The organism is Haloimpatiens myeolchijeotgali, assembly GCF_042688525.2.
Classification (GTDB): domain Bacteria; phylum Bacillota; class Clostridia; order Clostridiales; family Clostridiaceae; genus Haloimpatiens.
On record NZ_JBHWAB010000001.1, the window covers coordinates 230,676 to 256,147 of the forward strand.

General features: G+C 27.8%; 19 protein-coding genes, 1 riboswitch and 3 other annotated features. Of the genes, 13 read left to right on the plus strand and 6 right to left on the minus strand.

All coding sequences use genetic code 11. The features are described from left to right. Nucleotides 1–258 carry a hypothetical protein gene (locus ACFIJ5_RS01225; RefSeq protein WP_379802881.1) on the minus strand — a complete coding sequence of 86 codons (258 nt, stop codon included), beginning with the start codon at nucleotides 256–258 and terminating at the stop codon, nucleotides 1–3. A gap of 206 nt (nucleotides 259–464) precedes the next feature. Here ACFIJ5_RS01225 and ACFIJ5_RS01230 point away from each other — a divergent pair, with 206 nt between their 5' ends. The 4 genes from ACFIJ5_RS01230 to ACFIJ5_RS01245 all read left to right on the plus strand — a co-directional run bounded on the left by ACFIJ5_RS01230 (nucleotide 465) and on the right by ACFIJ5_RS01245 (nucleotide 6,684). Beyond that, the gene (locus ACFIJ5_RS01230) at nucleotides 465–2,570 is read left to right on the plus strand and encodes a M1 family metallopeptidase (protein ID WP_379802884.1); all 2,106 of its coding nucleotides are present in this window, start codon (nucleotides 465–467) and stop codon (nucleotides 2,568–2,570) included. 135 nt (nucleotides 2,571–2,705) lie between these two features. Beyond that, nucleotides 2,706–4,718 (plus strand): alpha/beta hydrolase family protein, encoded by a 2,013-nt coding sequence (locus tag ACFIJ5_RS01235; RefSeq protein WP_379802887.1) that lies wholly within the window; start codon nucleotides 2,706–2,708, stop codon nucleotides 4,716–4,718. A 215-nt stretch (nucleotides 4,719–4,933) separates the two neighbouring features. Beyond that, nucleotides 4,934–5,041: riboswitch (glycine riboswitch) on the plus strand. A gap of 91 nt (nucleotides 5,042–5,132) precedes the next feature. After that, nucleotides 5,133–6,167, plus strand: a complete 1,035-nt coding sequence (locus ACFIJ5_RS01240; RefSeq protein WP_379802889.1) for a PTS sugar transporter subunit IIC — start codon at nucleotides 5,133–5,135, stop codon at nucleotides 6,165–6,167. 235 nt (nucleotides 6,168–6,402) lie between these two features. Beyond that, nucleotides 6,403–6,684: a DUF503 domain-containing protein gene (locus ACFIJ5_RS01245; RefSeq protein ID WP_379809492.1), complete on the plus strand. Its 282-nt coding sequence runs from the start codon at nucleotides 6,403–6,405 to the stop codon at nucleotides 6,682–6,684. Here ACFIJ5_RS01245 and ACFIJ5_RS01250 read toward each other — a convergent pair. Next, on the minus strand, nucleotides 6,679–8,058 hold the full coding sequence (locus ACFIJ5_RS01250) for an aldehyde dehydrogenase (protein WP_379802892.1): 1,380 nt from the start codon (nucleotides 8,056–8,058) through the stop codon (nucleotides 6,679–6,681). The two genes, ACFIJ5_RS01245 and ACFIJ5_RS01250, sit on opposite strands and share 6 nt — an antisense overlap. A gap of 224 nt (nucleotides 8,059–8,282) precedes the next feature. Next, nucleotides 8,283–8,532, plus strand: a binding site (T-box leader). A gap of 49 nt (nucleotides 8,533–8,581) precedes the next feature. On the opposite strand from ACFIJ5_RS01250, the gene asnS reads away from it, so the two are divergent. Further along, a complete protein-coding gene (gene asnS / locus ACFIJ5_RS01255) occupies nucleotides 8,582–9,973 on the plus strand; it encodes an asparagine--tRNA ligase (protein WP_379802895.1) in 1,392 nt (463 codons plus the stop codon). A gap of 362 nt (nucleotides 9,974–10,335) precedes the next feature. Further along, nucleotides 10,336–10,563 (plus strand) — a binding site (T-box leader). 54 nt (nucleotides 10,564–10,617) lie between these two features. Then, nucleotides 10,618–10,845 (plus strand) — a binding site (T-box leader). 54 nt (nucleotides 10,846–10,899) lie between these two features. Next, nucleotides 10,900–12,384, plus strand: coding sequence for a sodium/proline symporter PutP (gene putP / locus ACFIJ5_RS01260; RefSeq protein ID WP_379802897.1), 1,485 nt, complete (start codon nucleotides 10,900–10,902; stop codon nucleotides 12,382–12,384). A gap of 143 nt (nucleotides 12,385–12,527) precedes the next feature. Here putP and ACFIJ5_RS01265 read toward each other — a convergent pair whose 3' ends face one another. From ACFIJ5_RS01265 to ACFIJ5_RS01280, 4 genes are all read right to left on the minus strand, one after another. Then, nucleotides 12,528–13,352: a metal ABC transporter permease gene (locus ACFIJ5_RS01265; protein WP_379802899.1), complete on the minus strand. Its 825-nt coding sequence runs from the start codon at nucleotides 13,350–13,352 to the stop codon at nucleotides 12,528–12,530. Nucleotides 13,353–13,357: 5 nt separating this feature from the next. Continuing rightward, nucleotides 13,358–14,116: a metal ABC transporter ATP-binding protein gene (locus tag ACFIJ5_RS01270; protein WP_379802901.1), complete on the minus strand. Its 759-nt coding sequence runs from the start codon at nucleotides 14,114–14,116 to the stop codon at nucleotides 13,358–13,360. A 15-nt stretch (nucleotides 14,117–14,131) separates the two neighbouring features. Beyond that, entirely contained in the window at nucleotides 14,132–15,016 is an 885-nt protein-coding gene (locus ACFIJ5_RS01275) for a metal ABC transporter solute-binding protein, Zn/Mn family (protein ID WP_379802903.1), read from the minus strand. A gap of 270 nt (nucleotides 15,017–15,286) precedes the next feature. After that, nucleotides 15,287–17,182, minus strand: coding sequence for a type I glutamate--ammonia ligase (locus ACFIJ5_RS01280; RefSeq protein WP_379802906.1), 1,896 nt, complete (start codon nucleotides 17,180–17,182; stop codon nucleotides 15,287–15,289). A gap of 309 nt (nucleotides 17,183–17,491) precedes the next feature. Here ACFIJ5_RS01280 and murI point away from each other — a divergent pair, with 309 nt between their 5' ends. The 7 genes from murI (at nucleotide 17,492) to ACFIJ5_RS01315 (ending at nucleotide 25,406) form a co-directional block, all read left to right on the plus strand. Beyond that, entirely contained in the window at nucleotides 17,492–18,265 is a 774-nt protein-coding gene (gene murI / locus ACFIJ5_RS01285; protein WP_379802908.1) for a glutamate racemase, read from the plus strand. 182 nt (nucleotides 18,266–18,447) lie between these two features. Beyond that, nucleotides 18,448–18,717 carry an STAS-like domain-containing protein gene (locus ACFIJ5_RS01290; RefSeq protein ID WP_379802910.1) on the plus strand — a complete coding sequence of 90 codons (270 nt, stop codon included), beginning with the start codon at nucleotides 18,448–18,450 and terminating at the stop codon, nucleotides 18,715–18,717. A 190-nt stretch (nucleotides 18,718–18,907) separates the two neighbouring features. Further along, nucleotides 18,908–19,354, plus strand: coding sequence for a hypothetical protein (locus ACFIJ5_RS01295; protein ID WP_379802913.1), 447 nt, complete (start codon nucleotides 18,908–18,910; stop codon nucleotides 19,352–19,354). A 344-nt stretch (nucleotides 19,355–19,698) separates the two neighbouring features. After that, nucleotides 19,699–20,220, plus strand: coding sequence for a peptidylprolyl isomerase (locus ACFIJ5_RS01300; protein WP_379802915.1), 522 nt, complete (start codon nucleotides 19,699–19,701; stop codon nucleotides 20,218–20,220). Nucleotides 20,221–20,263: 43 nt separating this feature from the next. Continuing rightward, nucleotides 20,264–20,638, plus strand: a complete 375-nt coding sequence (locus tag ACFIJ5_RS01305; protein ID WP_404660955.1) for a DUF3783 domain-containing protein — start codon at nucleotides 20,264–20,266, stop codon at nucleotides 20,636–20,638. A gap of 33 nt (nucleotides 20,639–20,671) precedes the next feature. After that, nucleotides 20,672–21,343 carry a S24 family peptidase gene (locus tag ACFIJ5_RS01310; protein WP_379802919.1) on the plus strand — a complete coding sequence of 224 codons (672 nt, stop codon included), beginning with the start codon at nucleotides 20,672–20,674 and terminating at the stop codon, nucleotides 21,341–21,343. A 580-nt stretch (nucleotides 21,344–21,923) separates the two neighbouring features. Next, entirely contained in the window at nucleotides 21,924–25,406 is a 3,483-nt protein-coding gene (locus ACFIJ5_RS01315; RefSeq protein ID WP_379809494.1) for a S8 family serine peptidase, read from the plus strand. Nucleotides 25,407–25,472 lie beyond the last annotated feature (66 nt).

Below are 25,472 nucleotides of genomic sequence, written 5' to 3' on the forward strand. Positions count from 1 at the left end.
TTATTTATTTTTTTCTTCTTCTTCTCTCCATTCAGCTAAAAATGTTTCACAAGCAGCTATAGTAGCATTGTTTGTGATTGATGTAACATTTCCTCTTCCTTCCCAATTATTACCATCATTAACATATAAATTGTTCAAGAATCTTTCTAAATCTTGTATTGTATAACTTGTAGATACTTTTCTTTGTTCTTTCAAGTTATTATATACTTCATCAAAAATTCTATCAAATTGAGTTTGTTCCCAATCTTTATTTTCCAATGTAATTCCTCCTCTGTAGTTTATTTTTGTCATGTGCAAGGTGAGTTATAGTATATTTACACCCTTTTAATTATAGCAGATAAAAGAAAAAAATAAACAAGCAGCATGCTTTACATATATTGAAAAAAATGTATATAAAAAGTATACTGAATATATACAATCATTTTGTAATAAAATATTTATAAATGAAAGGGGGCATTGCTCAAATGAGCAATAAAATTATTAAAAATAAAACCTTAAAAAAAATTATATGTATTGTATCAATTACTTTAGTATGTATATTTATTAAAACACCAACAATATTTGCACAAGAAGGTAGGAATGATTATATAATTAATGCAACTTTTAATGAAAAACAAAAAGTGCTTACTGCTAGTGAAAAAGTAGTATTTAAAAATACTTATGGTTGTGATTTGAAAAATATTGTTTTTCATTTATATCCAGATGCATATGGTAAGGCTTCTACTAAACCGCAAATTGGTAATCAACCAAATAAGTTAAAACCTGAAGAAATAGGAGATATAAATATAACAAAAGTTCTTTTAAATGACGAGAAAGTAGAGTTTACTCAAGACAATCAGATACTTAAAATAAAATTAGATAAAGAATTAAAAAAAGGTGAACAAGTAAATATTTGGATAGAATCTACTTTAAAATTTCCACAAGGATATGATCGTATGGGATATGTTAATGACATATATTCTTTTACAAATTGGTATCCTATCTTATCTGTATATGATGAGAAGACTAACAAGTGGGATGAAAATCCATTCAATCCTATTGGAGAGTCTAATTATGCTCAGTCATCTAATTATGATGTTACATTAAATGTGCCTAAAGATATGAAGGTAGCTTCTACTGGAATAGAGCAAAAAAGTAGCATAATAAGTAATGATAAAGTATTGAATATAAAAGCACAAAATGTTAGAGATTTTGTATTTATAATGAGTCCTAAATTCAAAGTTATTTCCAAAAATGTAGATGGAATAAAGGTTAATAGTTTTTATTTTGATACAAATAATACAGATAAAGAAACATGCAAGAAAAGAGCTAATATTATATTAGATAAGGCAAGTGATGCTTTAAGCTTTTTTAGTGAAAAATTTGGTAAGTATCCATTTAAAGAATATGATGTAGTCGAAACTAATTTAGCAGGAGGAGCTATGGAGTATCCTCAATTAATACAAATGGGACAATATAACTTTGACACTAAGAATTTGGAGTATAATATAGCAGAAAGAATACCTTTTGAAATTGAAGCTGTTGTTCATGAAACATGTCATCAATGGTGGTTTTCTGTAGTTGGAAATAATGAGTTTAAAGAATCTTTTCTTGATGAATCTTTTACTGTATATTCAACAGCATATTATTTTGAAAAAAAATACGGAAAATATTGTCAAAGTGGAACACTAATAAAATTTAGAACAGAACCTTATAATAGATTAAAAAAATATCCATTAAATACAAGCGTAGATAAGTTTAAAAATTGGCAGGAATATTCATTTAATATATATGGTAGAGGACCACTTGCTCTAGAGGATTTAAGACAGAGAATAGGAGAAGAAAAGTTTATTAAGTTTTTCCAAACTTATTTTAATAAATACAAATTTAAAAATTCAACTATAAAAGGAATGTTAGATGTTGTAGAAAGCACAGCAGGAAAAGATATAAGAAATATAATTTATAATGATATAACTAATAAGGAATATAATCCCAAAAATATATTAATATCAGATGAAGAAAGAAATAAAATCAATATAGAGATGTCAAAAGCATATATTTTAAAAAATGCTAAAGAAGATGAGTTATCTACAGCATCTATTTTTGCTAAAGCTATTTTAGGAGAAAAAATATATATAGTGAAACCAAGTACATTGTCAAAAGAAGAAAGTACTGTGGTAGATCAACTTATAAAAAATTTTAGATTTATGTGTGAGCAAGAATTTGAAGTAAAGAATAATATAATTGTAAAAACAGATAAAGAAATATCCAATTCAGAATTAAAAAATAACAATGTAATAATAATGGGTAATTATTTAAATAATAAAGTTTACAATTCATTAAATGAAGAATTACCTATAGTGTTGGGTAATAAATTTATAAATATAAATGGTACAAGCATTAATAGTTCTAATATTCACGGAAATTTTTTGGTTAAAAATCCGTATAATAAGGATAAGTATTCATTGTTTATTTTTTGGAATTCAAAGCTTGTTCTTAATGAGATTAATGACTATCGAATTAATGGATATGATAATTATCAATTTGATATTAAGATAGATAATAATAAAGAATTTAAAGGAAAAATATAGAATATAAAACCTACAGAATTACTATATAGTGATTCTGTAGGTTTTATATTTAAAAATAGTTTGTTTAAATATATTGATGAGAGAGGTATAATATTAATTATAATATTTAGAAAATTGAGTAAATGGGGGATCGTAATGGAAAAAATAAAAATTGATGATATTACTAAGTTTAAGTTTTTATCAGGAGTAAAGTATTCGCCAAATAAAAATAATGCTTGTTTCGTTGTAGCAGAAGCAGATAAGGATGAAAATAAGTACATTTCAAATTTATGGATTTATGACGTTAAAGAAAATAAATATTTTCAGTTAACTACACTTGGTAAAGAAAATAGTTTTATTTGGTTAAATGATAGTGAAAATATTCTTTTTCCAACTATAAGAAGTGAAAAGGAAAAGAAAAGACAAGAAACTGGGGAAGATTTTACATCGTTTTATAAGATTAATATAAATGGTGGAGAAGCTAAAAAGTATTTTGAAATTCCAATGAAAGTAAAAAATATTAAAGAACTTGACCAAAATACTTTTTTGATATGTGCTAATTATAATATAAATAAGGGAGAACTATTTATATTAAGTGATGAGGAGAAAGAGGAAAAATTAAAAAAAATTAAGGAAGACAAAGACTATGAAGTTATAGATGAAATTCCATTTTGTACAAATGGACAAGGGTATACTAATAAAAATAGGAATAGGCTATATTTATACCATAAAGATAAAAATGAATTAGAAGCATTAACTGGAGAATATATGGATATAAATTATTTTACTCTCAATGAAGATAAAACTCAGATTGTATTTATTGCGCAAGAATTTAAGTCAAAGATGAAAATACAAGATTCTGTTTTTATTATGGATATTAACAGTAAAACAATAAACAATATTACTACAAATAAAGAATTTTCTTATTCTTATGCTGATTTTATTGATGAAAATAAAATTATTTGTACATGCAGTAATATGAAAAAGTATGGACTTAATGAAAATCAGAAGTTTTATATTATAGATATAGAAAGTAAGAAACAAAAATGTATAACTCCAGATTTTGATATAAGTATTTGGAATTCAGTATGTTCTGATTGTAGGTATGGAGGGTCAACAAGTATAAAAAAATATGGGGAGTATGTTTATTTCATAACAACAGAAGTAGAAAGTTCATATCTAAATAGAATAGATAAAAATGGAAATATACAAAAAATAATAATATCAAAAGGTTCTGTAGATTCATATGATGTAAGTGATGATGAGATTTTGTTTATAGGTTTAAGAGGTTCAAAACTTCAAGAGATATATAAACTTGAACATGACAAAAAAGAAAAGCAAATAACAGGCTTTAATGAATGGGTACAGAAAGATAGAGATATAGCATCTATTGAGAGAGTAGCTGTAGAAACTGATACAGATGTTAAAATAGATGGATGGATAATGAAACCTATTAATTTTAATGAAAATGAAAAATATCCAGCTATTTTAGATATACATGGTGGTCCTAAGACTGTGTATGGAGAGGTGTTTTTTCATGAAATGCAGTATTGGGCTGGTAAAGGTTATGTAGTATTCTTTTGTAACCCTAGAGGAAGCAATGGAAAAGGTAGTGAATTTGCAGATATAAGAGGAAAATATGGAAATATAGATTATGAAGATATCATGAAATTCACTGATTATGTATTAGAAAGATTTAAATTTATAGACAAAGAGAGAATAGGGGTAACCGGAGGATCTTATGGTGGCTTTATGACAAACTGGATTATTGGGCATACAAATAGATTTAAAGCAGCTGTTTCACAAAGAAGTATATCTAATTGGTTTACAGAATTTGGTGTTGCTGATATAGGATATTATTTTGCAAATGATCAAAATAATGGAGCTACTCCATGGGATAATCCAGAAATATTATGGGAACATTCTCCGTTAAAATATGCTGATAAAGTAAGTACACCTACATTATTTATTCATTCACAAGAAGATTATAGATGTCCTCTTGAACAAGGAATACAAATGTTTACCGCATTGAAGTATCATAATATAGATGCTAGGCTATGCATGTTTAAAGGAGAAAATCATGAATTGAGTAGAGGTGGAAAACCTAAGCATAGAATTAGGAGATTAAAAGAGATAACAGAATGGTTTGATAAATATTTAAAATGCTAAATAGATACTAAATGTATTATTAAAAAAAACAATAAATAAAATATTAAAAATAATATTGACATTGATATAAATAAGACTTAAAATGATGTTGAAAAGTGAATAATGGTGGATGAAGATTGTTGGAGATATCTATAAATATTATAGATAACCGTAGAAGAAAGGAATAAGTTTTGCTAAGAGCTTATTTTGAAGCTTTCAGGTTCTATACAATAATCTGACACAACTCTGGAGAGAGCTCTTAAGTGAGCCATCAACGAAGCAACTTAGATTGTAATTGAAATTAATTTAAGGAAACTTTCAGATAAAAGGACAGGGAATGATTAGTGTAGGTTTTTCTATGCTAGTTGTTCCCTGTCTTTCGTATTCTTGTCCTTTAGCATAGAAAGACTAAATATGTAAGGAAGGATGATATAAATGCAAATTTTAAAAGGAATAGGTTTGTTAGTTTTTGTTTTGTCATTATTTTCTTTATTTAGTTTGAAGGCTCCAAAAGGGCAGAAGGCAATGAATGGATTGGCAAATGCTGCTGTTGCAACTTTTTTAGTTGAAGCTGTACACAGATATATAAGTGGGAGTTTTTTGAATATTAAGTTTTTACAAGAAGTAGGAAGCATATCTGGAGATATGGGAGGAGTAGCTGCAGTAATATTGGTTTCTATTAATATGGGTATTAAACCAGCATATGCAGTTATTGCAGGAGTAGCCGTAGGAGGATATGGTATAATACCAGGATTCATAGCAGGATATATTATTGGTTTGATAGGACCAATATTGGAAAAAAAGTTACCAGAAGGTTTAGATATAATATTAGGTGCCATAATACTTGCACCATTAGCTAGAATAATAGCATTAGGTGTGGATCCTATTGTTAATTTAACGCTTCTTAATATAGGCAATGTAATTTCAATAACAGCAGAACAATCTCCATATATAATGGGATTTTGTTTGGGAGGAATCATGAAAATTATATGTACTTCTCCATTGAGTGCTATGGCATTAACAGCAATGCTTGGGCTCAAAGGTCTTGCTATGGGAATAGCTTCTATAGCTTGTATAGGAGGAGCGTTTTCAGATGGAATGGTAATTAAAAAACTTAAATTGGGCAATTTAACAAATGTTATTGGTGTTATACTTGAACCTCTAACTCAAGCAGATATTGTAACTACAAATCCAGTACCAATATATTGTTCAAATTTTTTTGCTGGAGGGATAGCAGGTATTGCAGCAGCATATTTTAATATAATAAATAATGCACCAGGAACAGCTGCACCAATACCAGGACTTTTAGTACCGTTTGCATTTAATGAGCCTAAAAATGTTTTATTTGCTGTATTAATAGGTATATTAGGAGGAGTAACGTGTGGATTTATAGGATCTACTATATTTGATAAAATAAAATTTAATTTATTTAAACAAAAGGAGAATTCTAAAAAGCTACAAGTACAGTAAATTGAATTTAAAATGAATTTTACTAATACTAATTGAGTATTTTCAAAATATATAACACAAGGTAATCCCAAATTTACCTCCGCAGAAGAAGTAATAAAACTTCTACATGCATTTAAAATCCCTTATTTTATGATAAGGGATTTTAAATTTTTTGAAGGTTATAATTATATTATTAAAGAAATATGCTAATAGTAACTTAAAAGAATTTTTAAATGATACATTAGGAGGGTCTGAATTGATAATAGGAACAGCAAAAATTTATTTATATGCTAATTGGGTACACTCTTTAAAAGAGAAAAGAATGATAGTTAAGAGTATAATAGCTAAAGTACAGCATAAATTTAACGTTTCAGTTGCAGAAATAGAAAATCAAGATTATCATAAATCCATTGTTATAGGTATATCTTGTGTTAGCAATGACAGTAGGCATGCTAACAGTGTAATTGAAAATGTGCTTAGGTATATTGAAGGAAATACTGAAGCTTTAGTTGAAAAAACAGAGATAGAAATATTATAAAAATTTAAGAAGTTTTTTTGCTTTTTCTAAGGTGATTTTATAAGGAGGATATACCTTAGTATCTATAGAAAATGGACTTTTTAATATACTTTTTTTGTGGGAAAAGGTATCAAAAGAAGCTTTTCCATGATAATTTCCCATTCCACTTTCGCCTACACCACCAAAAGGTAAGGTATCAGTTGTAATATGGATAAGAGTGTCATTAATACATACACCACCGGAACTTGTTCGTTGTAAAATTACATTTTGCACATTTTTATCTTTAGAGAAAATATATAAAGCTAATGGCTTAGATTTAGTGTTTATGATGTCTATAGCTTTTTGCAGAGAGCTATATTCTATTACAGGTAAAATTGGTCCAAAGATTTCTTCTTGCATAATAGGAGAGCTCAAAGAAACATTATCTAGTATAGTAGGTGATATATAACGTTCATTTTCATCCATTTTTCCACCAAAAATTATGTTTTGTCCTTGTAATAAATTTTTTAATCTATTAAAATGTTTAGAGTTTATAATACGACCAAAGTATTTACTATTTTGGGGATTGGAACCATAAAAATTTGTAATTGTAGTTTTAAGTTCATCTATGAGATCATTTTTTATATTTTTGTTTACTAGTAAATAATCTGGAGCAACACAAGTTTGACCTGAATTTGAAAATTTTCCAAAACATATTCTTCTGCATGTATTTTTAATGTTTATATCTGTGTCAACGATACAAGGGCTTTTTCCACCTAATTCAAGTGTTACAGGAGTAAGGTTTTTAGCTGCAGATTCCATGACTATTCGTCCAATTCTAGGTGAACCAGTAAAGAATATATAGTCAAATTTTTCTTTTAATATCATAGACGAAGTATCCTTTTTATTTTCAACAACAGTGATATAATTTTCATTAAATGTATTATTTATAAATGTTCTTATAACTGAAGAAGTATTTGGAGACATACTAGAAGTTTTTATTATACAACAATTCCCTGCTGCAATGCTTCCTATCAAAGGATTAATAGTTAATTGAAAAGGATAGTTCCATGGAGAAATAATAAGAGTAACACCTAAAGGTTCAGATATAATATAGCTTTTACTTTTTATATATGCTAAAGGGGTTTTTACTTTTTTTGGTTTAGCATATTTTTTTAGATTTTTTATCATATTATCAATTTCAATTAGGGATAAACCTAGTTCTGTTATATAAGATTCTATTTCTGGTTTGTTAAGATCTTTTTTCAATGCATTGAATATGAGTTCTTCATTTTTTTGTATAGCCATTTTTAATTTTTTCAATTGTAAAATTCTAAAATCTAGGTTTCTAGTTTTGCCACTTTTAAAGAAAGTTCTTTGATTTTTTACAATTTCAGAAAGTGAAATAGATACCATTTTAGATACCACCATCCTTAATTTTTAATATATAAATATTCAAGTGTAACCATATAGATTTATGATACAATTATTTACAGAATATGTAAAGCGTATATTTTAATATTTCTTTACTACATAGGTAATAATAAATATCAATATGAAATAACTTGAATAAATTATGATTCAAATTATTGACATACATATTGAAAAATATTATAATTTAGAATTATATAGAATATTATTATAAGACGATGAAGAGAAGAGTAGATATAGGAATGATTTCTTAGCGAGTCAGGTATGGTGGAAGACTGACAAATCACTTATATTGAAGAACATCTCAGAGTTTCTAATCGAAATTATTTAGAAGAGTAGACTTAGAGGGAACCCAACCCTTATTGTGGGAGAGTATAAAATATATTATTTTGTACTTTTTGAGGTGGCCTTTATGGCAAACTGGGTGGTACCGCGAAAGTGTAGCCTTTCGTCCCGTTGGGATGAAAGGCTTTTATTATGCAAAAAAATAAAAAGGGAGGACAGTATTATGGAAACAATATTAATTAAAAGTATTTACAGAGAAACAGCAAAATATTCTGGAAAAGAAGTAAAAATAGCTGGATGGGTAAGAACAATAAGAGCTTCAAAAGCATTTGGGTTTATAGAGGTAAATGATGGAAGCTTCTTTAAAAACATACAAGTTGTATTTGAAGAAAATCTAGAAAATTTTAAAGAATTATCAAAACTACCAATTAGTTCATCAATAGAAGTAGAAGGAGAATTGGTAGAGACTCCAGGTAGTAAACAGCGTTTTGAAATAAAAGCTAAAAAAATAATTTTAGTAGGTAAGTCAGCATCAGATTATCCGCTTCAAAAGAAAAGACATACTTTTGAATATTTAAGAAGTATAGCACATTTAAGACCTAGAAGTAATGCTTTTTCAGCTGTATTTAGAGTACGTTCAATAGCTGCTTATGCTATACACAAATTTTTTCAAGAAAAAGGTTTTGTATATGTGCATACACCAATAATAACAGCTAGTGACTGTGAAGGTGCAGGAGAAATGTTTAGAGTAACTACACTTGATTTGAATAACTTGCCAAAGGATAAAAAAGGTGAAATAGATTACAAACAAGATTTCTTTGGAAAACAAGCAAACCTTACAGTAAGTGGTCAATTAGAAGCAGAAATATACGCTCTTGCGTTTAGAAATGTTTATACTTTTGGACCTACATTTAGAGCAGAAAATTCAAATACTGGAAGACATGCATCAGAATTTTGGATGATAGAACCAGAAATAGCTTTTGCAGATCTTGCAGATGATATGGATCTTGCAGAAGAAATGGTTAAATATATAATAAAATATGTTATGGAAAATGCACCAGAAGAAATTGAATTTTTCAATAAATTTGTTGACAAAGGATTATTTGATAGATTAAAAAATGTTATGAATTCAGATTTTGCTAGAATAACATATACAGAAGCTGTTGATTTATTAAATAAAGCGAAGGTAGAATTTAAATATCCAGTTGAATGGGGATGTGACCTTCAAACAGAACATGAAAGATATTTAACAGAACAAGTATATAATAAACCTGTATTTGTAACAGATTATCCAAAAGATATAAAAGCATTCTATATGAGAATGAATGAGGATAACAAAACAGTTGCCGCTGCAGATCTTTTAGTTCCTGGTATAGGGGAAATAATTGGAGGAAGCCAAAGAGAAGAAAGACTTGATGTTTTAGAAGCAAGAATTAAAGAATTAGGACTTGAAAAGGAAGATTATTGGTGGTATTTAGAATTAAGAAAATATGGAGAAACTAAACATGCTGGATTTGGACTTGGATTTGAAAGAATGATAATGTACTTAACTGGTATGTCAAACATAAGAGACGTACTACCATTCCCAAGAACTCCAGGTAGTGCAGAATTTTAGTTAGTAATTCAACTTTCGCAGATGAAAAATAGTTGCTGCGGAAAATGATATCTTGATTAGAAACCTTTCACTTTAAAGATAATGAATAGTTAATAATGAATAATTAATAATTAAGGAAATTTTGCCTTAGGGTAAAATAACTAATATATAATTAAAGATTTTTGCTAAAGCAAAAATCAACCTTCATTATTAATTTTTAATTATTAATTCTTAATTGATATTAAATGTTTCTTACGCAAGATATCATTTCCCTTCGCTAAGCAGTATTTTTTTACTGCGAAAGTGAGTTGGTAATTATTTAAAAAATGGTGTTGACAAAATTCGATTTTGGAACTAAAATAGGTGTTAAACATTATAATTATGATAAAGTGATGAAGGGTAATAGTAAATATTTATGATTTACAGAGAAGAAATTTTAAGCTGAGAGATTTCTAGTCCAATGAGTATTGAACCAGACCTGGAGCACCTGAATTGAAATTAAGTACATTCAGGCGGGTAACACCGATATTTATTTTTAAAGAGAATTTGAAATTAGGTCGACTAAATTTTAAATTAACTAGGGTGGTAACGCGGATAACTTCGTCCCTTATTATAGGGAACGGAGTTTTTTTATTTTTTTTAATAATTTCAAAACACAATAAAGTGATAAAGTGATGAAGGGTAATAGTAAATATTTATGATTCACAGAGAGGAAATTTTAAGCTGAGAGATTTCTAATCCAATAAGTATTGAACCAGACCTGGAGTACCTGAATTGAAATTAAGTATATTCAGGCGGGTAATACCGATATTTATTTTTAAAGAGAATTTAAAATTATATGATTAAAATTTTAAATTAACTAGGGTGGTAACGCGGATAACTTCGTCCCTTATTATAGGGAACGAGGTTTTTTATTTTTGTTTAAAATAATCAAAGGAGGAATAACAGTGAGTAGTAGTGTAGTTATTAGTATAGTATTTATTATATATTTATTTTTAATGTTATTAATAGGATTTATATATTATAAAAAAACAGAAAATTTATCTGAATACATTTTAGGAGGTAGAAATTTAAATAGTTGGGTAACAGCAATGAGTTCTCAAGCTTCAGATATGAGTGGATGGTTACTTATGGGATTGCCAGGATATGCTTATTTAAGTGGAGTAGAAGCTATATGGATAGCAGTGGGACTTGGTTTAGGAACATATATTAACTGGAAAATAGTAGCCAAACGTTTGAGAAAATATACAGAAATAGCAGGGAACTCTATAACATTATCAGCATATTTTCAAAATAGATTTAAAGATAAATCAAAAGTTCTAAGAATAGTTTCCGCATTGATAATATTAGTGTTTTTTACTATATATACTTCTTCAGGACTTGTGGCAGGAGGAAAGTTATTCAATACAGTATTTGGAATACCATATATTTATGCATTAACAATTGGAACTGTAGTTGTTATTTCATATACATTTTTAGGTGGATTCATGGCAGTATGTTGGACAGACTTAGTTCAAGGTATATTAATGTTTTTTGCAATAACTATTGTACCTATTACTGCAATAAGAGTAATAGGGGGATATGGTTCAGTAATGGATAAAGTAACATCAATAAATTCAAATTTATTAAATATATTTACAAACTATAAAGGTGAGTCATTATCTTTGATTGCTATTATTTCATTATTAGCGTGGGGATTAGGATACTTTGGGCAACCTCATATATTAACTAGATTTATGGCTATTAGATCATCTAAACAAATTGATAAAGCACGAAGAATAGCTATGAGTTGGGTTGTAATATCTCTTACTGCAGCAGTAATTATAGGAATTGTTGGAAGAGTTTATTTAAAACAAAATTTACAAGGAAGTGCTTCAGAAAAAGTGTTTATGATTATGGTAAATAATATGTTTCCTTCATTTATAGCAGGAATTTTATTAGCAGCTATTCTTGCGGCTGTTATGAGTACAGCCGATTCACAACTTTTAGTTACAGCTTCAGCGTTGACAGAAGATATATATAAATCAGTATTTAAACCTCATGCTTCTCAAAAAGAATTGGTATGGATTAGTAGAGGAACGGTTATAGCAGTAGCAATTGTAGCATATTTATTGGCGTTAAATCCAGAAAGCTCAGTATTGGCATTAGTTGCGTATGCGTGGGCTGGATTTGGAGCTGGATTTGGACCAGTAGTACTTTTATCAATATTTTGGAAAAGAATGACAAGAAATGGTGCGCTTGCAGGAATGATTACAGGAGGAATAACAGTTATTTTATGGAAGAACCTACATGGAGGTATTTTTGAGTTATATGAGATAGTGCCAGGAATGATAGTATCAAGTATTGCTATAATAATTATTAGTTTATTAGGTGAAAAACCTTCAAAAGAAGTACTAGATGAATTTAACAGTGTTGAAACAAGTAATATTTAGAAACATATAATAAATGCTGCAGCTGAATTAGATTAACCAGCTGCAGCATTCAATTTAAATATTTGCTTATTCAACTTTCACAGTAAAAAATACTGTTTAGCGATTATTTTTATGTGCGAAAGTTGAATTACTTATTTTATATTTTAATTTTTACACATAATTTTTTTAAAGATACTCTTAACAAAAGATACTATTAAATAGGTAGTTACGGTTAGAATAATAATTGATGCTCCAGATGGTATATGAAAATTATAAGAAATCCACAGACCAAAAAGGCAAAAAAACATTCCTAAAAATATAGATATAATCATTATATTTTTTAAATTAAAAGAAAATTGTTTTGCAATAGCAGGAGGTACTGTTAAAAGTGCTATGATTAATATTATTCCAACAACTCTAATAAGTACAACTACAGTAAGAGCTATAAGTATAAATAATAAATATTCTAGTAAAGAGGTATTAATTCCTAATGATGAACAAAATTCTTCATCAAATAAATAAGATTTAAATACATTAAATAGTGATAAAATTGTAAATACAACTATAAAATCTAATACCATCATTGTTTTTATATCAATAGATGAGACAGTTAAAATATCTCCAAATAAATAGGATGACATATCAGGAGGATAGCTTGGAGTAAAAGATATAAATAATATTCCAAGAGCCATACCCATAGACCAAAACATACCAATTAAAGTATCAGAATTAGTACCTGTTTTCCTTTTTATAGTGGTAATTCCCAGAGCAGATAAAACAGAAAAAATAAGAGCACCTATTATAGGCTCTATACCTAAAAAATATCCTAGACCTACTCCTCCAAAAGCTGTATGAGCAATTCCTCCACTCATCATAACTAGTTTTTTTTCAATAATTATTGTTCCAATTATTCCACAAGCAATACTTGCAAGTATTGCACTAGTTACAGCATGTTGAAGAAAGGTATATTTTAATATTGTATGAATCATAAAAATCACTCCTTGTGAGTTTCCAAAATACCAGTAGGTATTTTATAAGTTATTGGATTTATAGAATATCCATAAATATGTTCAATCATTTTATCATTTGATTCAGGATTGCCGTGATAATATAATTGCTTGTTTAAACATGCGATAGAATTAACATAGGAAGATATATCATTAATATCATGGCTTACAATTATTATAGTTTTTGTTTTGTTTAAGTCTTTTAAAATGGAATAAATTTGAGACTTAGAATTAACATCTAAGCTTGCAGTAGGTTCATCTAGTATTAATATTTTAGGATTTACTGCTAATGCTCGAGCAATTAAAACTCTTTGTAATTGTCCACCTGAAAGTTGACCTATTTGCCTGTTTTTAAATTCATATAAATTTAATTGTTTAAGTATATTGGATACAAATTTTCTATTTTCTTTTGTATAAGTATGGAAAAAGTTTTTAGTATTATTTAAAGTTCCACATAAAACAGTATCTAAAACGCTAATAGGAAATTTTTTATCAAATTTTGAAAATTGGGGAACATAGCCAATTGTATTTTTGCATTTTTTTAAATCTTTACCCATAATTTTTATAGAACCTTTTGAAGGCTTTACAAGACCTAATAAATTTTTTAACAAAGTACTTTTTCCACCACCATTAGGACCTAATATAGCTAAAAAATCTTTTTCCTTAACAGTTAAATTAATATTAGATAAAGCACATACGTTATCGTAGTATGTGCTTAAATTTTTTATCACAATTACATTTTTCATATATAATCACTCTCTTTACTTTATAGTTTTAGAAAAAGTATGGGCTATTTTTTTCATATTTTCTATATAATTTCCATCAAGAGGATTAACTTTTTCTGTTTCACCATTTATAGATTCAGCAAAAGCACTACATTGTTTACTATCTACTTCTGCTTGATAGAAAATAACTTTTATATTATTTTGCTTAGCTTTATTTATTAAATTTTGCATATCCTGAGGAGTAGCTTCTTTACCGTTTTGTTCTAATGTAAGCATGTTTAGACCGTAATCATCAGCAAAATATCCTAAAGAAGGATGATAAATTATAAATGTTTTGTTTACAACATTGTTTAAAGTAGTTTTAATATTTTTATCGAGTGTATTTAAGTTTTTAATATAAGCTTTTGCGTTTTTACTATAAATATCTTTATTTTGAGGATCAATATTAGAAAGTTCATCTTTAATTGAATTAATCATAATTTCTACCCGTTTTGGTGATAACCAAATATGAGGATCACGTCCACCAGAAGTAAATTTTCGATCTTTGTAAGTTCCTGATACTTTTTTAGATAAATCTATAATTTTTAAATTTTTATTGAAATCTTTAGCTTTTGGTAATATATTATCTTTTTCAGTGGGGACACCTATTGTGAAATATATCGAAGCATCACTAAAATCTTCTAATAGTTCTGGCGTAGGTTGATAATTTGTTGGGCTTTTTCCAGGAGGAATCATAGTAACGATGTCTACTAAATTACCAGCAACAGCTTTCACAAAAGTTTCCTCTGGTACAATTGAAACAGCAATAACAGGTTTAGAGTTTTTATCTTTATACGATGTAGATGTTGAATTGCTGCATCCTGTTAAGATAATGCACCAAGTTAATGAAATTAATAAAAATATCTTTAAAGGTTTTGTCATATTATACCTCCATAAAAAATAAAGTAAATGCAAATTATTTGCATTTACATTTTATATTTAAGTATATGATTTGTCAACAAAAATATGATATAAATCAATTATTTGTTAGTATATCCAGTTTATTATTATTAATTCTTTTAGATAAGATAATAATACAAAAACAAGAGTTCCATTGCATATTATCAATAGAACTCTTGTTTTATATTGTTAGATGTTTCAGAGCAATGTGTCATTTCTCGCAGTCACTGTATTTCATCTGACAAAGTTGAGTTAGATATCTAATAGATTTTTTTCATAGATAGAATACAATTCTCTAAGGTTATCTATTTTAGAATCTAATTCTATTTGTAAGTTAGATACTTCTGAAAAGTCTTTAGAATCACTAGCTTTTTTTATTTTTGTAAATAAACTTTTCTTATTATGAGTATCTTTCATTATATATTTTCTAATGTCATTTATTTTTATCCAATAAGATAAATCTAAATCAACTGCTACATCATCTAAGTGAAGTTTTTTACAATTACGAACTTCTTTTATGTAATTATTTATAACTCTGCAGTTAATTTCTGTAGTCCATCTAGTAAGGGCGCCCATTTTGAATCCATTAATTAATTGGTTAGTAAATACATTCCCTTTTTTTAGAATTTCAACTTTTTCAGGATATTTTTCTAAAGCAACTATATTGTCATAAACAGTAGTAGGAGCTTTACCAAAATATTTACATCTTTCTTCATCTGTATATTCTTCAAATACGTCTTTTTCACTTCTATACATTCTGAATTTTTCAAGATAACCTGTTTCTTCACCGTATTTTTTTGAAAGTTCTTTTAAGAGATCGTCCTCATTTTTTCCATTTATTATACCATAACTAATACCATCAATCATACTCATGCACATAGCAGAAATACATAGATAAGTATTAGTATGAGGATTTGGTGATCTAAGTTCAAATCTAGTAGATAGTGGATTTTCTAAATCTCTTATAAGTCCTAGAAGTATTGTTCTATTTCTAGAAGGAACTTCTACTGTATGTCCAAGAGATGTAACAATACATACAGGAGCCTCAAAACCTGGTTTTAATCTTTTTAAAGAATTATTTGTTGAAGAAACAAATGGATTAATTATTTCATAATTTTTTAGTATTCCCATTATAGAACCATATCCAATTATACTTAGGAAATGTTTCTTTGGAGCTGTAAATAAATTAATTATTTTTCCTTGTTTAGTTTTTAAAGTTATACTTATATGAGTATGCTCCCCACTACCAGCTACACCATCAATTGGTTTAGCCATAAAAGTAACATCTAAACCACTTAGTCTAAATAATTCTCTTACTAAATTTTTAATGAATATTTCATTATCAGCAGTTTGTAGAGCATTTGAATATTTCCAATCAATCTCTAACTGTTCCATTATATGTGTTAAATTTCCAGATTCACCTATTTTAGCTTTAACTCCACCAACTTCTTTATGACCCATCTCAGGTTCGAAGCCGTATTTTTCCATATATATTAGTAATTGTTCAAGACAAGTTCTTACTGAACCTCTAGTTTTTGTCCAATATTGTTCTCGAAGTACTTGTGAAGTTGAAAGTTCTTCCACATGAGCTTCATCGTTAGGAGTTTTTACCCAAAATTCTAATTCTGTAGCTGAAGTTATGGAAATATCATCTATATCTTCATATTTTATATCAAAATTTGAAAGAGAATCAGGATATTTCTTGAATAATTCTAAAAGAGTGGACTTAAAGTAGGTTACGGAATTTTTTAAGATAGAACGAGAACATACAGGTTTATTATCATGATAAAGAAAACAAGGAATTCTGAGTGTACCAACAGGAAGGTGAGTTTTAGTATCTATATGTTCAAAGTTATAGTCAATAAACCAATTAGTGTCAATATCAGCTATCATATCTACTTTAGCGTTATTTAATGATGCTATTCCTGGAAGTACAACCGAAGAACCGTCTGTTTGAACAGCACCTTTTAAGAAGTTAGAAATATCGTCTAAAAAAACAGAGACAGGAATTTTTTCGTCAGTATCATTACCTGATAAATCAACCCCTACAAAAGATACAAATTTTATTTCAGTATGTGAAGATAAAATTTCTTTAAGCTTTTCTTCGGAATGTTCATTTTTTGAAACCGTATAAATTAGTTCATTCATACAACGACCCCCTATGACGTAATAATATGTTCAAAATTCTACATCAAATTAATAAAATTGTCAATCAAATTGAAAGACTTGCATAAATAAATTTCATATATAGTTATTACTGTAATATTGCAATGATTTAAGTGCTTAAGGTATATTATAACCAATTTTCGCTGAATTTTTCATTTATATTTAAGTTGTAATAATAGTATTGAATTTGTTAAAATATTTTAAGGATATAGAGATTTTGTTTTAAAATACTAATAAAGAGTTTTTATTAATAAGTAATTTCCAACAAGTTAGTGTAAGGTGGTGTACAAAGTGAATGGAAAGGAAAAACCTATAGGTGTTTTTGATTCAGGTATTGGAGGATTAAGTGTATTAAAGCAGGCTGTAAAAGTACTTCCTAATGAAGATTTTATATATTTTGGAGATTCTAAGAATGCTCCTTATGGTACGAAAAATTTAGATGAGTTAAAGAAATTAGTTAGTAATGTAGTAGAATTTTTAATTAGTAAGAAAGTTAAGGCTATATTGGTTGCATGTAATACTGCAACTAGCGCAACTGTAGATGATTTAAGAAAAAACTATGATATACCTATAATAGGAATAGAACCAGCTTTGAAACCTGCAGTAGAATTACATAGGGAAGGTAAGATATTAGTAATGGCAACTCCGGTTACTTTATCAGAAAAGAAATTTAACATACTTATGGAAAAGTATAAAAAAGATGCAGACATTGTTCCATTTCCGTGTGGAGGTCTTGCAGAACTCATAGAAAAAGGGGACTTGAAGTCAAAGGAGATTACAAAGTATCTTACTGAAAAATTAAAGGACTATAAATCAAGCAAAATAGCTTCAATAGTGTTAGGATGTACACATTATCCTTTTATAAAAAGTCAAATTCATGAAATAGTTAATAAGGATATACCAATAATAGACGGAAGTTTAGGAACTTCAAAACAATTAAAAAGACAACTAATTAATTTAAATTTATTGAGTGAAAAACAAGAAAAAGGATATGTACATATATATAACTCACTTCAAGATCCGAAAGTTAATGATTTAAGTTATAAACTTATGACAAACGTTTAAAAAACATTAAAAAGTTGCTAATTTATAAATTAGTAACTTTTTTTAAAAATATGTTTGTTAAAAAAAATACAAAAAACATTGTTAAAGTGTTGACAATATATATTCTATTTGATATATTATAAGTAGAAGGAAAATGAAAGAAAATTTTGAAATTATAGATATATTAAATGGGGGTGTTTTTCATGAAACAAATAAAAGTTAAAGACATTGTGGGAAACTACTGTAATCCTGAAGATGGCATTGTTGTTAGACAAGTAATAGAAAGTTGTTTAGATGATCAAATAGTATTAGATTTTGAAGACATTGAAAAAGTACCAACGACGTTTTTATGTACTTTATTTACTAATCTTATTAACAAATTAGGAAGAGAGTATATTTTTTCAAAGATTAATGTTAAAAACCTATCAAATATAAGAAACTATAAGAGAGTAGTTTTAGGTACAACTTTTTAAGTTAGATAATAATTAGACAAAAACATTTAAATTTAATATATTTTTAAATTATATTTGAGTATTTAAATGAGTGATCTATAATGATTGCTCATTTTTATTTTATATTTTTTGGACGAACTTTATTTTTGATAATGAATAAAATAGTATTATAAAAATCTTTTGAAAATAAAATGATAAATAAGGTGATAAAATGAAGGGGTTCGTAATAGAAAAAAATGATGAGCATTATACAGAAAATTTGAGTTTACATCAAATAGATACTGAAATAAATAGAAAAAAAGAATTTAATAATGTCTCTATAATTAATCCAGTAAATAGTAACTGCATATGTATAATAAATAGTATAAACATAGGATGTGCTAATGATGAATTTAAAATATTAGTTGGAGAACAAGTGGATGAAAAATTAAATAAAGATAAGCAGGGAGCTTTTTATATTTTTTGTGACAAATTACATTTAATGAAAGATGAATTACTTCATATAAGTACTATACGAAAGTGTAATAATAGTTCTATTGAAATATTAAAAAAGCAATTTATAATATTATTGCCAAAAGGATGTATTTATATAAAAACTGATAATCCTATTAAAAATATAAAGATAAGAATGAATTGGGTTGAGGAAAAGATATATTAGAACTGAAAACTACAGTAATTAATGAAATTACTGTAGTTTTTATTTGTTAAATGGCTAATAATATAAAATATGATATAATTTATATAATTAAACTTTCACAGGTGAAAAATAGCCGCTACGGAAAATGATATCTTGCTTAGAAACCTTTCACTTCAGTAACAAGTTCTAAGCTTTACTCATGTTGAAAAAATAACTTTTTTCAAATTCGTAAAGCTAAGAACTTGTAAACTTTGTTCAAATGTTTCTTACGCAATATATCATTTCCCTCCGCTAAGCAGTATTTTTTTACTGTGAAAGTTGAGTTATATAATAAAAATTAATATTGTAATAAAGGAGAGATAAAAATGAAAAATCCAATAGTTACTATTAAAATGGAAAATGGTGATGTAATAAAGGCAGAGTTATATCCAGATACTGCACCTAATACAGTGAAAAATTTTATAAGTTTAATAAATAAAGGATTCTATAATGGTATTTGTTTTCACAGAGTTATACCAGGATTTGTAATACAAGCAGGATGTCCTCAGGGAACAGGAGTAGGTGGTCCAGGATATTCAATAAAAGGTGAATTTGCTTCTAATGGATTTAAAAATGATTTAAAACATACTGAAGGAGTATTATCTATGGCAAGAACTATGCAGCCAAATTCTGCTGGTAGTCAATTTTTTATAATGGTAGGAGCTGCTCCGCATTTAGATGGTCAATATGCAGGTTTTGGTAAAGTTGTAGAAGGCATAGAGGCAGCACAAAAAATCGTAAATGTTGAGAGAGATTTCAGAGATAAACCAGTAGAAGAACAAGTTATGAAAGAAGTTACAGTTGAAACTTTTGGCATTGAATATGATGAACCAGAAAAAATATTATAGGGTATAGCTTAATTATTCAATAAAAGAGGGGAAGATGAAAATTTTGAATAATAAGAAAATGATTCTTATTTATGGATTTGATGAAAATGAGAAACAATATGTAAGGGAATTATTAAGAAAACTAGGAGATATAAAGATTAAATTAGTAGAAGAAACTATGGCAAATATGAAGATAAAAGATATTATAGATGGTCTTATGATTAAAGTGTATGATAAGGAATTGCCAAATCAACAAGTAATCTTATTTAACAATTTAAATGATAAAGAGCTTGAAGGAATAGTATCTAAAATACAAAGTAGCGAATTTATAAGTCCTATTTTGGCTGTAGTGACTAAAATATCAAAAGAGTGGACTTTTAAAAAATTAGTGCAGCATTTAATAGAAGAAAAACAATGGTTTAAAAAACAAAAAAAGTAATTAAGTAGCATAAAGAGGAATGAGGGATGTAAAATGAGTAGAGTGGGAGATAAAATAAAAACAATAAGAAATCAAAAAGGTATGAGTACCAAGAAGTTTGCTAAAAAGTTGGGTGTTTCTGAAAAATTCATTAATGAAGTAGAAATGGGTAAGAAAATAATGAATGAATCTTTAATGGATAAAGCATCTAAAGTTTTAGGCAGTGACTTAAATGACTTAACAATGTATCATGAGGAAAAAGAAGAAGAAAATATAATGAGTGAAAAATTTACTCCAAGTAAAAAAGTACAACAGAAAACAGTGGATGTATGGAATGATGCTTTATCATCAATTTTAAAAGCTATACCAGTTTATGACTATAGTTTAAATAAAGTAATAGATAAAAGAAAACTTCCTGTAATATCAAATAAGATAGAGGGCTATGCTCAAGATAAAGTTTTGTTTATAGAAATACAGGATGATGATATGGTAGGTTTTAGAATATCTAAAGGAGATATTGCTTTTGGTCATAAAATAAAAGATTTACCAAATAACTCTATTTGTTTAGTTGAATATAATAATGAAAGAAAAATAAGACAAATAAAGAAATTAGATAGTAATAAAGTATTATTAATTAGTAATAGAGGAAGTTTAATGACTGAAACAGCAGAAATAAAACGCATAAAGCCATTAGTTAAATTAGATAAAGTTGAGATTAAATTATAATTAGACTTTCGCAGATGAAAAATAGCCGCTGCCGGAAATGATATATTGCTCTGAAACTTTTCACTTCAGTAACAAGTTCTAAGCTTTACTCATATTGAAAAAAGATTTTTTAATTAATATTCCGTAGGAATCAGTAATTAAAAAATGACTTTTTTCAAATTCGTAAAGCTAAGAACTTGTAAACTTTGTTCAAATGTTTCTTACGCAATATATCATTTTCCTTCGCTGGACACTACTTTCTCCAGAATTCAAAGAAATTGATGGAATTATTTTATTGAATTTTAAAAATTTACAATCATGGCAAATTCCTAAATTAAAAATCCATAATATTTTTGAGCCGCATACCTATGTTTGATTGGTGTGCGGTTATTTAATTTTTCTTGACATAAAAAACATTCCCTTTAAGTAGAGTTTAACAGGCATTTTTAAACCGTGTTTACTTAAAAGGGAGTACTTTAGAAATGCTGGATTTTTTAATGCTAAATTAGAAGCTTTTTTCTCATATAAAGTTTTAAACTCAATTATAAACAATATTTTTTTTCATACAATGTAGTATAGAACCAATAATGGTGGAGGTTATATTACGGAAAAAGTAGATGGGTTATTAAATTTAATTGTCAATGTTCCAAGCGGTATAAAAGCTAAACTTGCACAATTTTCCAATAATGATGAAATACTTAAGGGTAAGGTAGAATTAATAGTTTTGTTTGGGGATAGCTTAAAAGAGGTTAAGCAGAAGGTAGATGAAATAGGAGGTATATTTGAAAATTTAGGATTTGGTTTTGGAATTATTACTATAAATGTTCAAGATATTGATAAAGTAAGTAGTATTGAAGAAATTCAGTATATGGAATTACCTAAAACATTATATACTTCAAGTTTAGAAAGTAATAAAGCTATTTGTGCTAAAGAAGTATGGGATTTATACAATTTAACAGGAAAAAATACTTTAGTTGGATTTATTGATTCAGGGATAGATTACCTTCACCCAGCTTTTAGGGACAAAAACGGTAATACTAGAATAGAATATATATATGATTTACCACAAGGAGGAAAAATATGGAATAAAAATGAGATTAATCAGGCTTTAAACTCTCCTAATCCTTATAGTATAGTTTCTCAAAGAGATTTGATAGGTCATGGAACGCATGTAGCAGGGATAGCTTGTGCTGGTGGAAATATTGAAAAGCTGTATTATGGAGTTGCTTATGAATCAAGTATTGCAATGGTTAAAATGACAGGAGAAGGAAAGGTTAATTATGCTAAAAGCACTCAGCTTATGAGAGGAATAAAATTTTTATTAGACAAAAGTAAACAATTAAATCAACCATTAGTTATTAATTTAAGTTTTAGTACAAATGATGGAGCTCATAATGGTAATAGCTTGCTTGAAAAATATATTGAAACGGTATGCAGCTTAGAGAGAATAAGTTTTGTTGTAGCAGCAGGAAATGAAGGGGATAGAGCTCATCATGTTGGCGGAATTTTAAGAGAAAAACAAACAATAACAATAAATCTAGGAATAGATGAAAAAAATCTGATACTTCAATTTTATAAGGATTTTTTGAATGATATAAGAATTGATTTAAAGAATCCTTTAGGAATATCAACTGGAATTATATCTTTAAATCCTGGATATTATGAAGGAAGAGTAGGAAAGAATAGATATTTTATATACAACAGTGGAGCAAAACCTTTTGATATTAATGGAGAGATAATAATAAGTTTAGTATCAGAGGAAGAATTTTTAACAGCAGGACCTTGGGAAATAACAATTTACTCTAAAGGAGGAACTAGAGGAAGATATGATATATGGCTTCCTATTTCTGAAGGATTAAGTGAAGATACGAAATTTTTGAAACCAGATCCTTTTAATACTTTAGGAATACCGGCTACTGTAAACAATGTTATATCTGTAGGAAGTTACAACTATAAAACTAATACTGTGTCAAGTTTTTCTGGAAGAGGAAAAATAGGAGGAGAAAAACCGGATGTAATGGCACCAGGAGAAGGTATAGATTCATCAATACCTGGAGGATTATATGATAGATTATCAGGTACATCTATGGCAGCGCCACACGCTGCTGGTGCTGCAGCTCTTTTTATGGAATGGGGATTAGTAAAAAATAATGATCCATATATGTATGGTGACAGGTTAAAGTATTTTATGCTCAAAGGTGCAAAACGGGAAAGAACTGATGTTATATATCCAGGTCCAGTTTGGGGATATGGAGAATTATGTGTAAGAGGGGGATTAGATTTGGCAATTCAAAATAGATATAGAACTGTTAGACAAGAAAAATCAAGTTATATAGTGGAATATGAAGGGGATATTGAGAAGGTTTTTGCAAATATAGATTTTGGATATGTTGTTATTTTGGATGAAAATTATGCAGTTGTATTTATAGATAGTGATAAGGCAGAAGATTTTTTTAATGAAACTAAACAAATAATCTATGTAGAAGAAACCACATTATACACATTAAATCAAACGAGTCCAATAGATGCAGCGAATATATCTAATTTTCATGATAATCCTTTTTTTACTTTAAGAGGTCAAGGAGTATTGGTTGGAGTAGTAGATACTGGTATAGATTATTTAAATAAGGAATTTATGTATGAAGATGATACTACAAGAATAGTAAGTATATGGGATCAAAGTACAAAAGGTACAAATGGTTTGGGTATATTTGGATTTGGAATAGAGTATTCAAGAGCACAAATAAACAAAGCTATTGAAGCTAATAAAAAGGGGGAAGACCCATATTCTATAGTAAATAGTAAGGATGATATAGGTCATGGAACAAGTATGGCAGGTATAATAGGAGCTAGAGGAATAAATCCAGAGATTATTGGAGCAGCTCCAGATTGTGAATTTGCTGTAGTAAAACTAAAAAAAGAAGAGATTGATGTTCCAACAAATATATCAGACATAGAGGGAAGAGTTCCTCCTATATATTGTAGTACAGAAATTATTTTAGGAGTTAAATATTTATATAATTTAGCTAAAAAGTTAAATAAACCATTAGTAATATATGTACCATTGGGTACAAACAAAGGTGCACATGATGGTACTGCTATATTAGAAAGATATATAGATGAAATTTCAAAAGCAAGAGGAATAGTAGTGGTTACCGGTTGCGGCAATCAAGGGGCTTCGGATACACATGCTTCAGGAGTAATAGAAAAGACAGGAGATGAAAAAACAATAGAATTAAAAGTAGACAATCTTCAAACAAATTTGAGTTTTGAAATTTGGTGTCATAAACCAGATAAAGTATCTTTAGGTATAATATCTCCTTCTGGAGAAGTTATAGATAAAATTCCTGCAAAGCTTCAAGAAACAGAAATAGTTAAACTTATATATGAAGGAAGTACTATATCTATTCAATATTTAATTCCAGAGGAGATAACGGGAGATGAACTTATAAAGATAGATATAACAAATATAAGAGGAGGAGTGTGGAAGTTTAAACTAATAGGAGATTATATAGTTAATGGAAGATATGATTCTTGGCTTCCACAGAGAGAATTATTAAAAGAAGGTACAAAGTTCTTAATGCCATCCCAAAATGTTACTTTAACTATACCATCAACAAGCGAAAGAGCAATATCTACAGCATTTTATAATCAAAGTACAAATGTTGTAGTAAGTAAGTCAGGAAGAGGGTTTACTAGAGATTTTAGAATAAAGCCAGATATTGCAGCAGGAGGAATAAATGTACTTACAACTGCAGTTGGAGGGGGAACTACAGTTGTAAATGGAAGTAGTGCAGCAACAGCAGTTGCAGCAGGAGCAGTGGCATTACTGTTAGAATGGGGAATAATAAAGAATAATGATCCTACTATGTATTCAAATAAAGTAAAAACCTATTTAATAAGAGGTGCAAGACAAAGAGAAGGGGATAATTACCCTAATAGGAATTGGGGATATGGAATGTTGGACTTAGAAGGAGTTTTTAGAGAAATTAGAAGTAGAAGATGTAATGATATAATGTATGATAATGAAGTTTATGTAAGTATTCCTAAACAAATAACTAGAATAATAGAGTATTATAAATAATTAAAATTTCATTTATTAATCAATTTTTAAGTGTATATTCCATATTATAATAAATAGTAGAATAAT

Bases quoted from the DNA above. Each gene is read 5' to 3' on its own strand.
- ACFIJ5_RS01230 (WP_379802884.1), top strand. From the start codon at position 465: ATGAGCAATAAAATTATTAAAAATAAAACCTTAAAAAAAATTATATGT.
- ACFIJ5_RS01235 (WP_379802887.1), top strand. From the start codon at position 2,706: ATGGAAAAAATAAAAATTGATGATATTACTAAGTTTAAGTTTTTATCA.
- ACFIJ5_RS01240 (WP_379802889.1), top strand. From the start codon at position 5,133: ATGCAAATTTTAAAAGGAATAGGTTTGTTAGTTTTTGTTTTGTCATTA.
- ACFIJ5_RS01250 (WP_379802892.1), bottom strand. From the start codon at position 8,058: ATGGTATCTATTTCACTTTCTGAAATTGTAAAAAATCAAAGAACTTTC.
- asnS (WP_379802895.1), top strand. From the start codon at position 8,582: ATGGAAACAATATTAATTAAAAGTATTTACAGAGAAACAGCAAAATAT.
- ACFIJ5_RS01265 (WP_379802899.1), bottom strand. From the start codon at position 13,352: ATGATTCATACAATATTAAAATATACCTTTCTTCAACATGCTGTAACT.
- ACFIJ5_RS01270 (WP_379802901.1), bottom strand. From the start codon at position 14,116: ATGAAAAATGTAATTGTGATAAAAAATTTAAGCACATACTACGATAAC.
- ACFIJ5_RS01275 (WP_379802903.1), bottom strand. From the start codon at position 15,016: ATGACAAAACCTTTAAAGATATTTTTATTAATTTCATTAACTTGGTGC.
- ACFIJ5_RS01280 (WP_379802906.1), bottom strand. From the start codon at position 17,182: ATGAATGAACTAATTTATACGGTTTCAAAAAATGAACATTCCGAAGAA.
- ACFIJ5_RS01290 (WP_379802910.1), top strand. From the start codon at position 18,448: ATGAAACAAATAAAAGTTAAAGACATTGTGGGAAACTACTGTAATCCT.
- ACFIJ5_RS01295 (WP_379802913.1), top strand. From the start codon at position 18,908: ATGAAGGGGTTCGTAATAGAAAAAAATGATGAGCATTATACAGAAAAT.
- ACFIJ5_RS01300 (WP_379802915.1), top strand. From the start codon at position 19,699: ATGAAAAATCCAATAGTTACTATTAAAATGGAAAATGGTGATGTAATA.
- ACFIJ5_RS01310 (WP_379802919.1), top strand. From the start codon at position 20,672: ATGAGTAGAGTGGGAGATAAAATAAAAACAATAAGAAATCAAAAAGGT.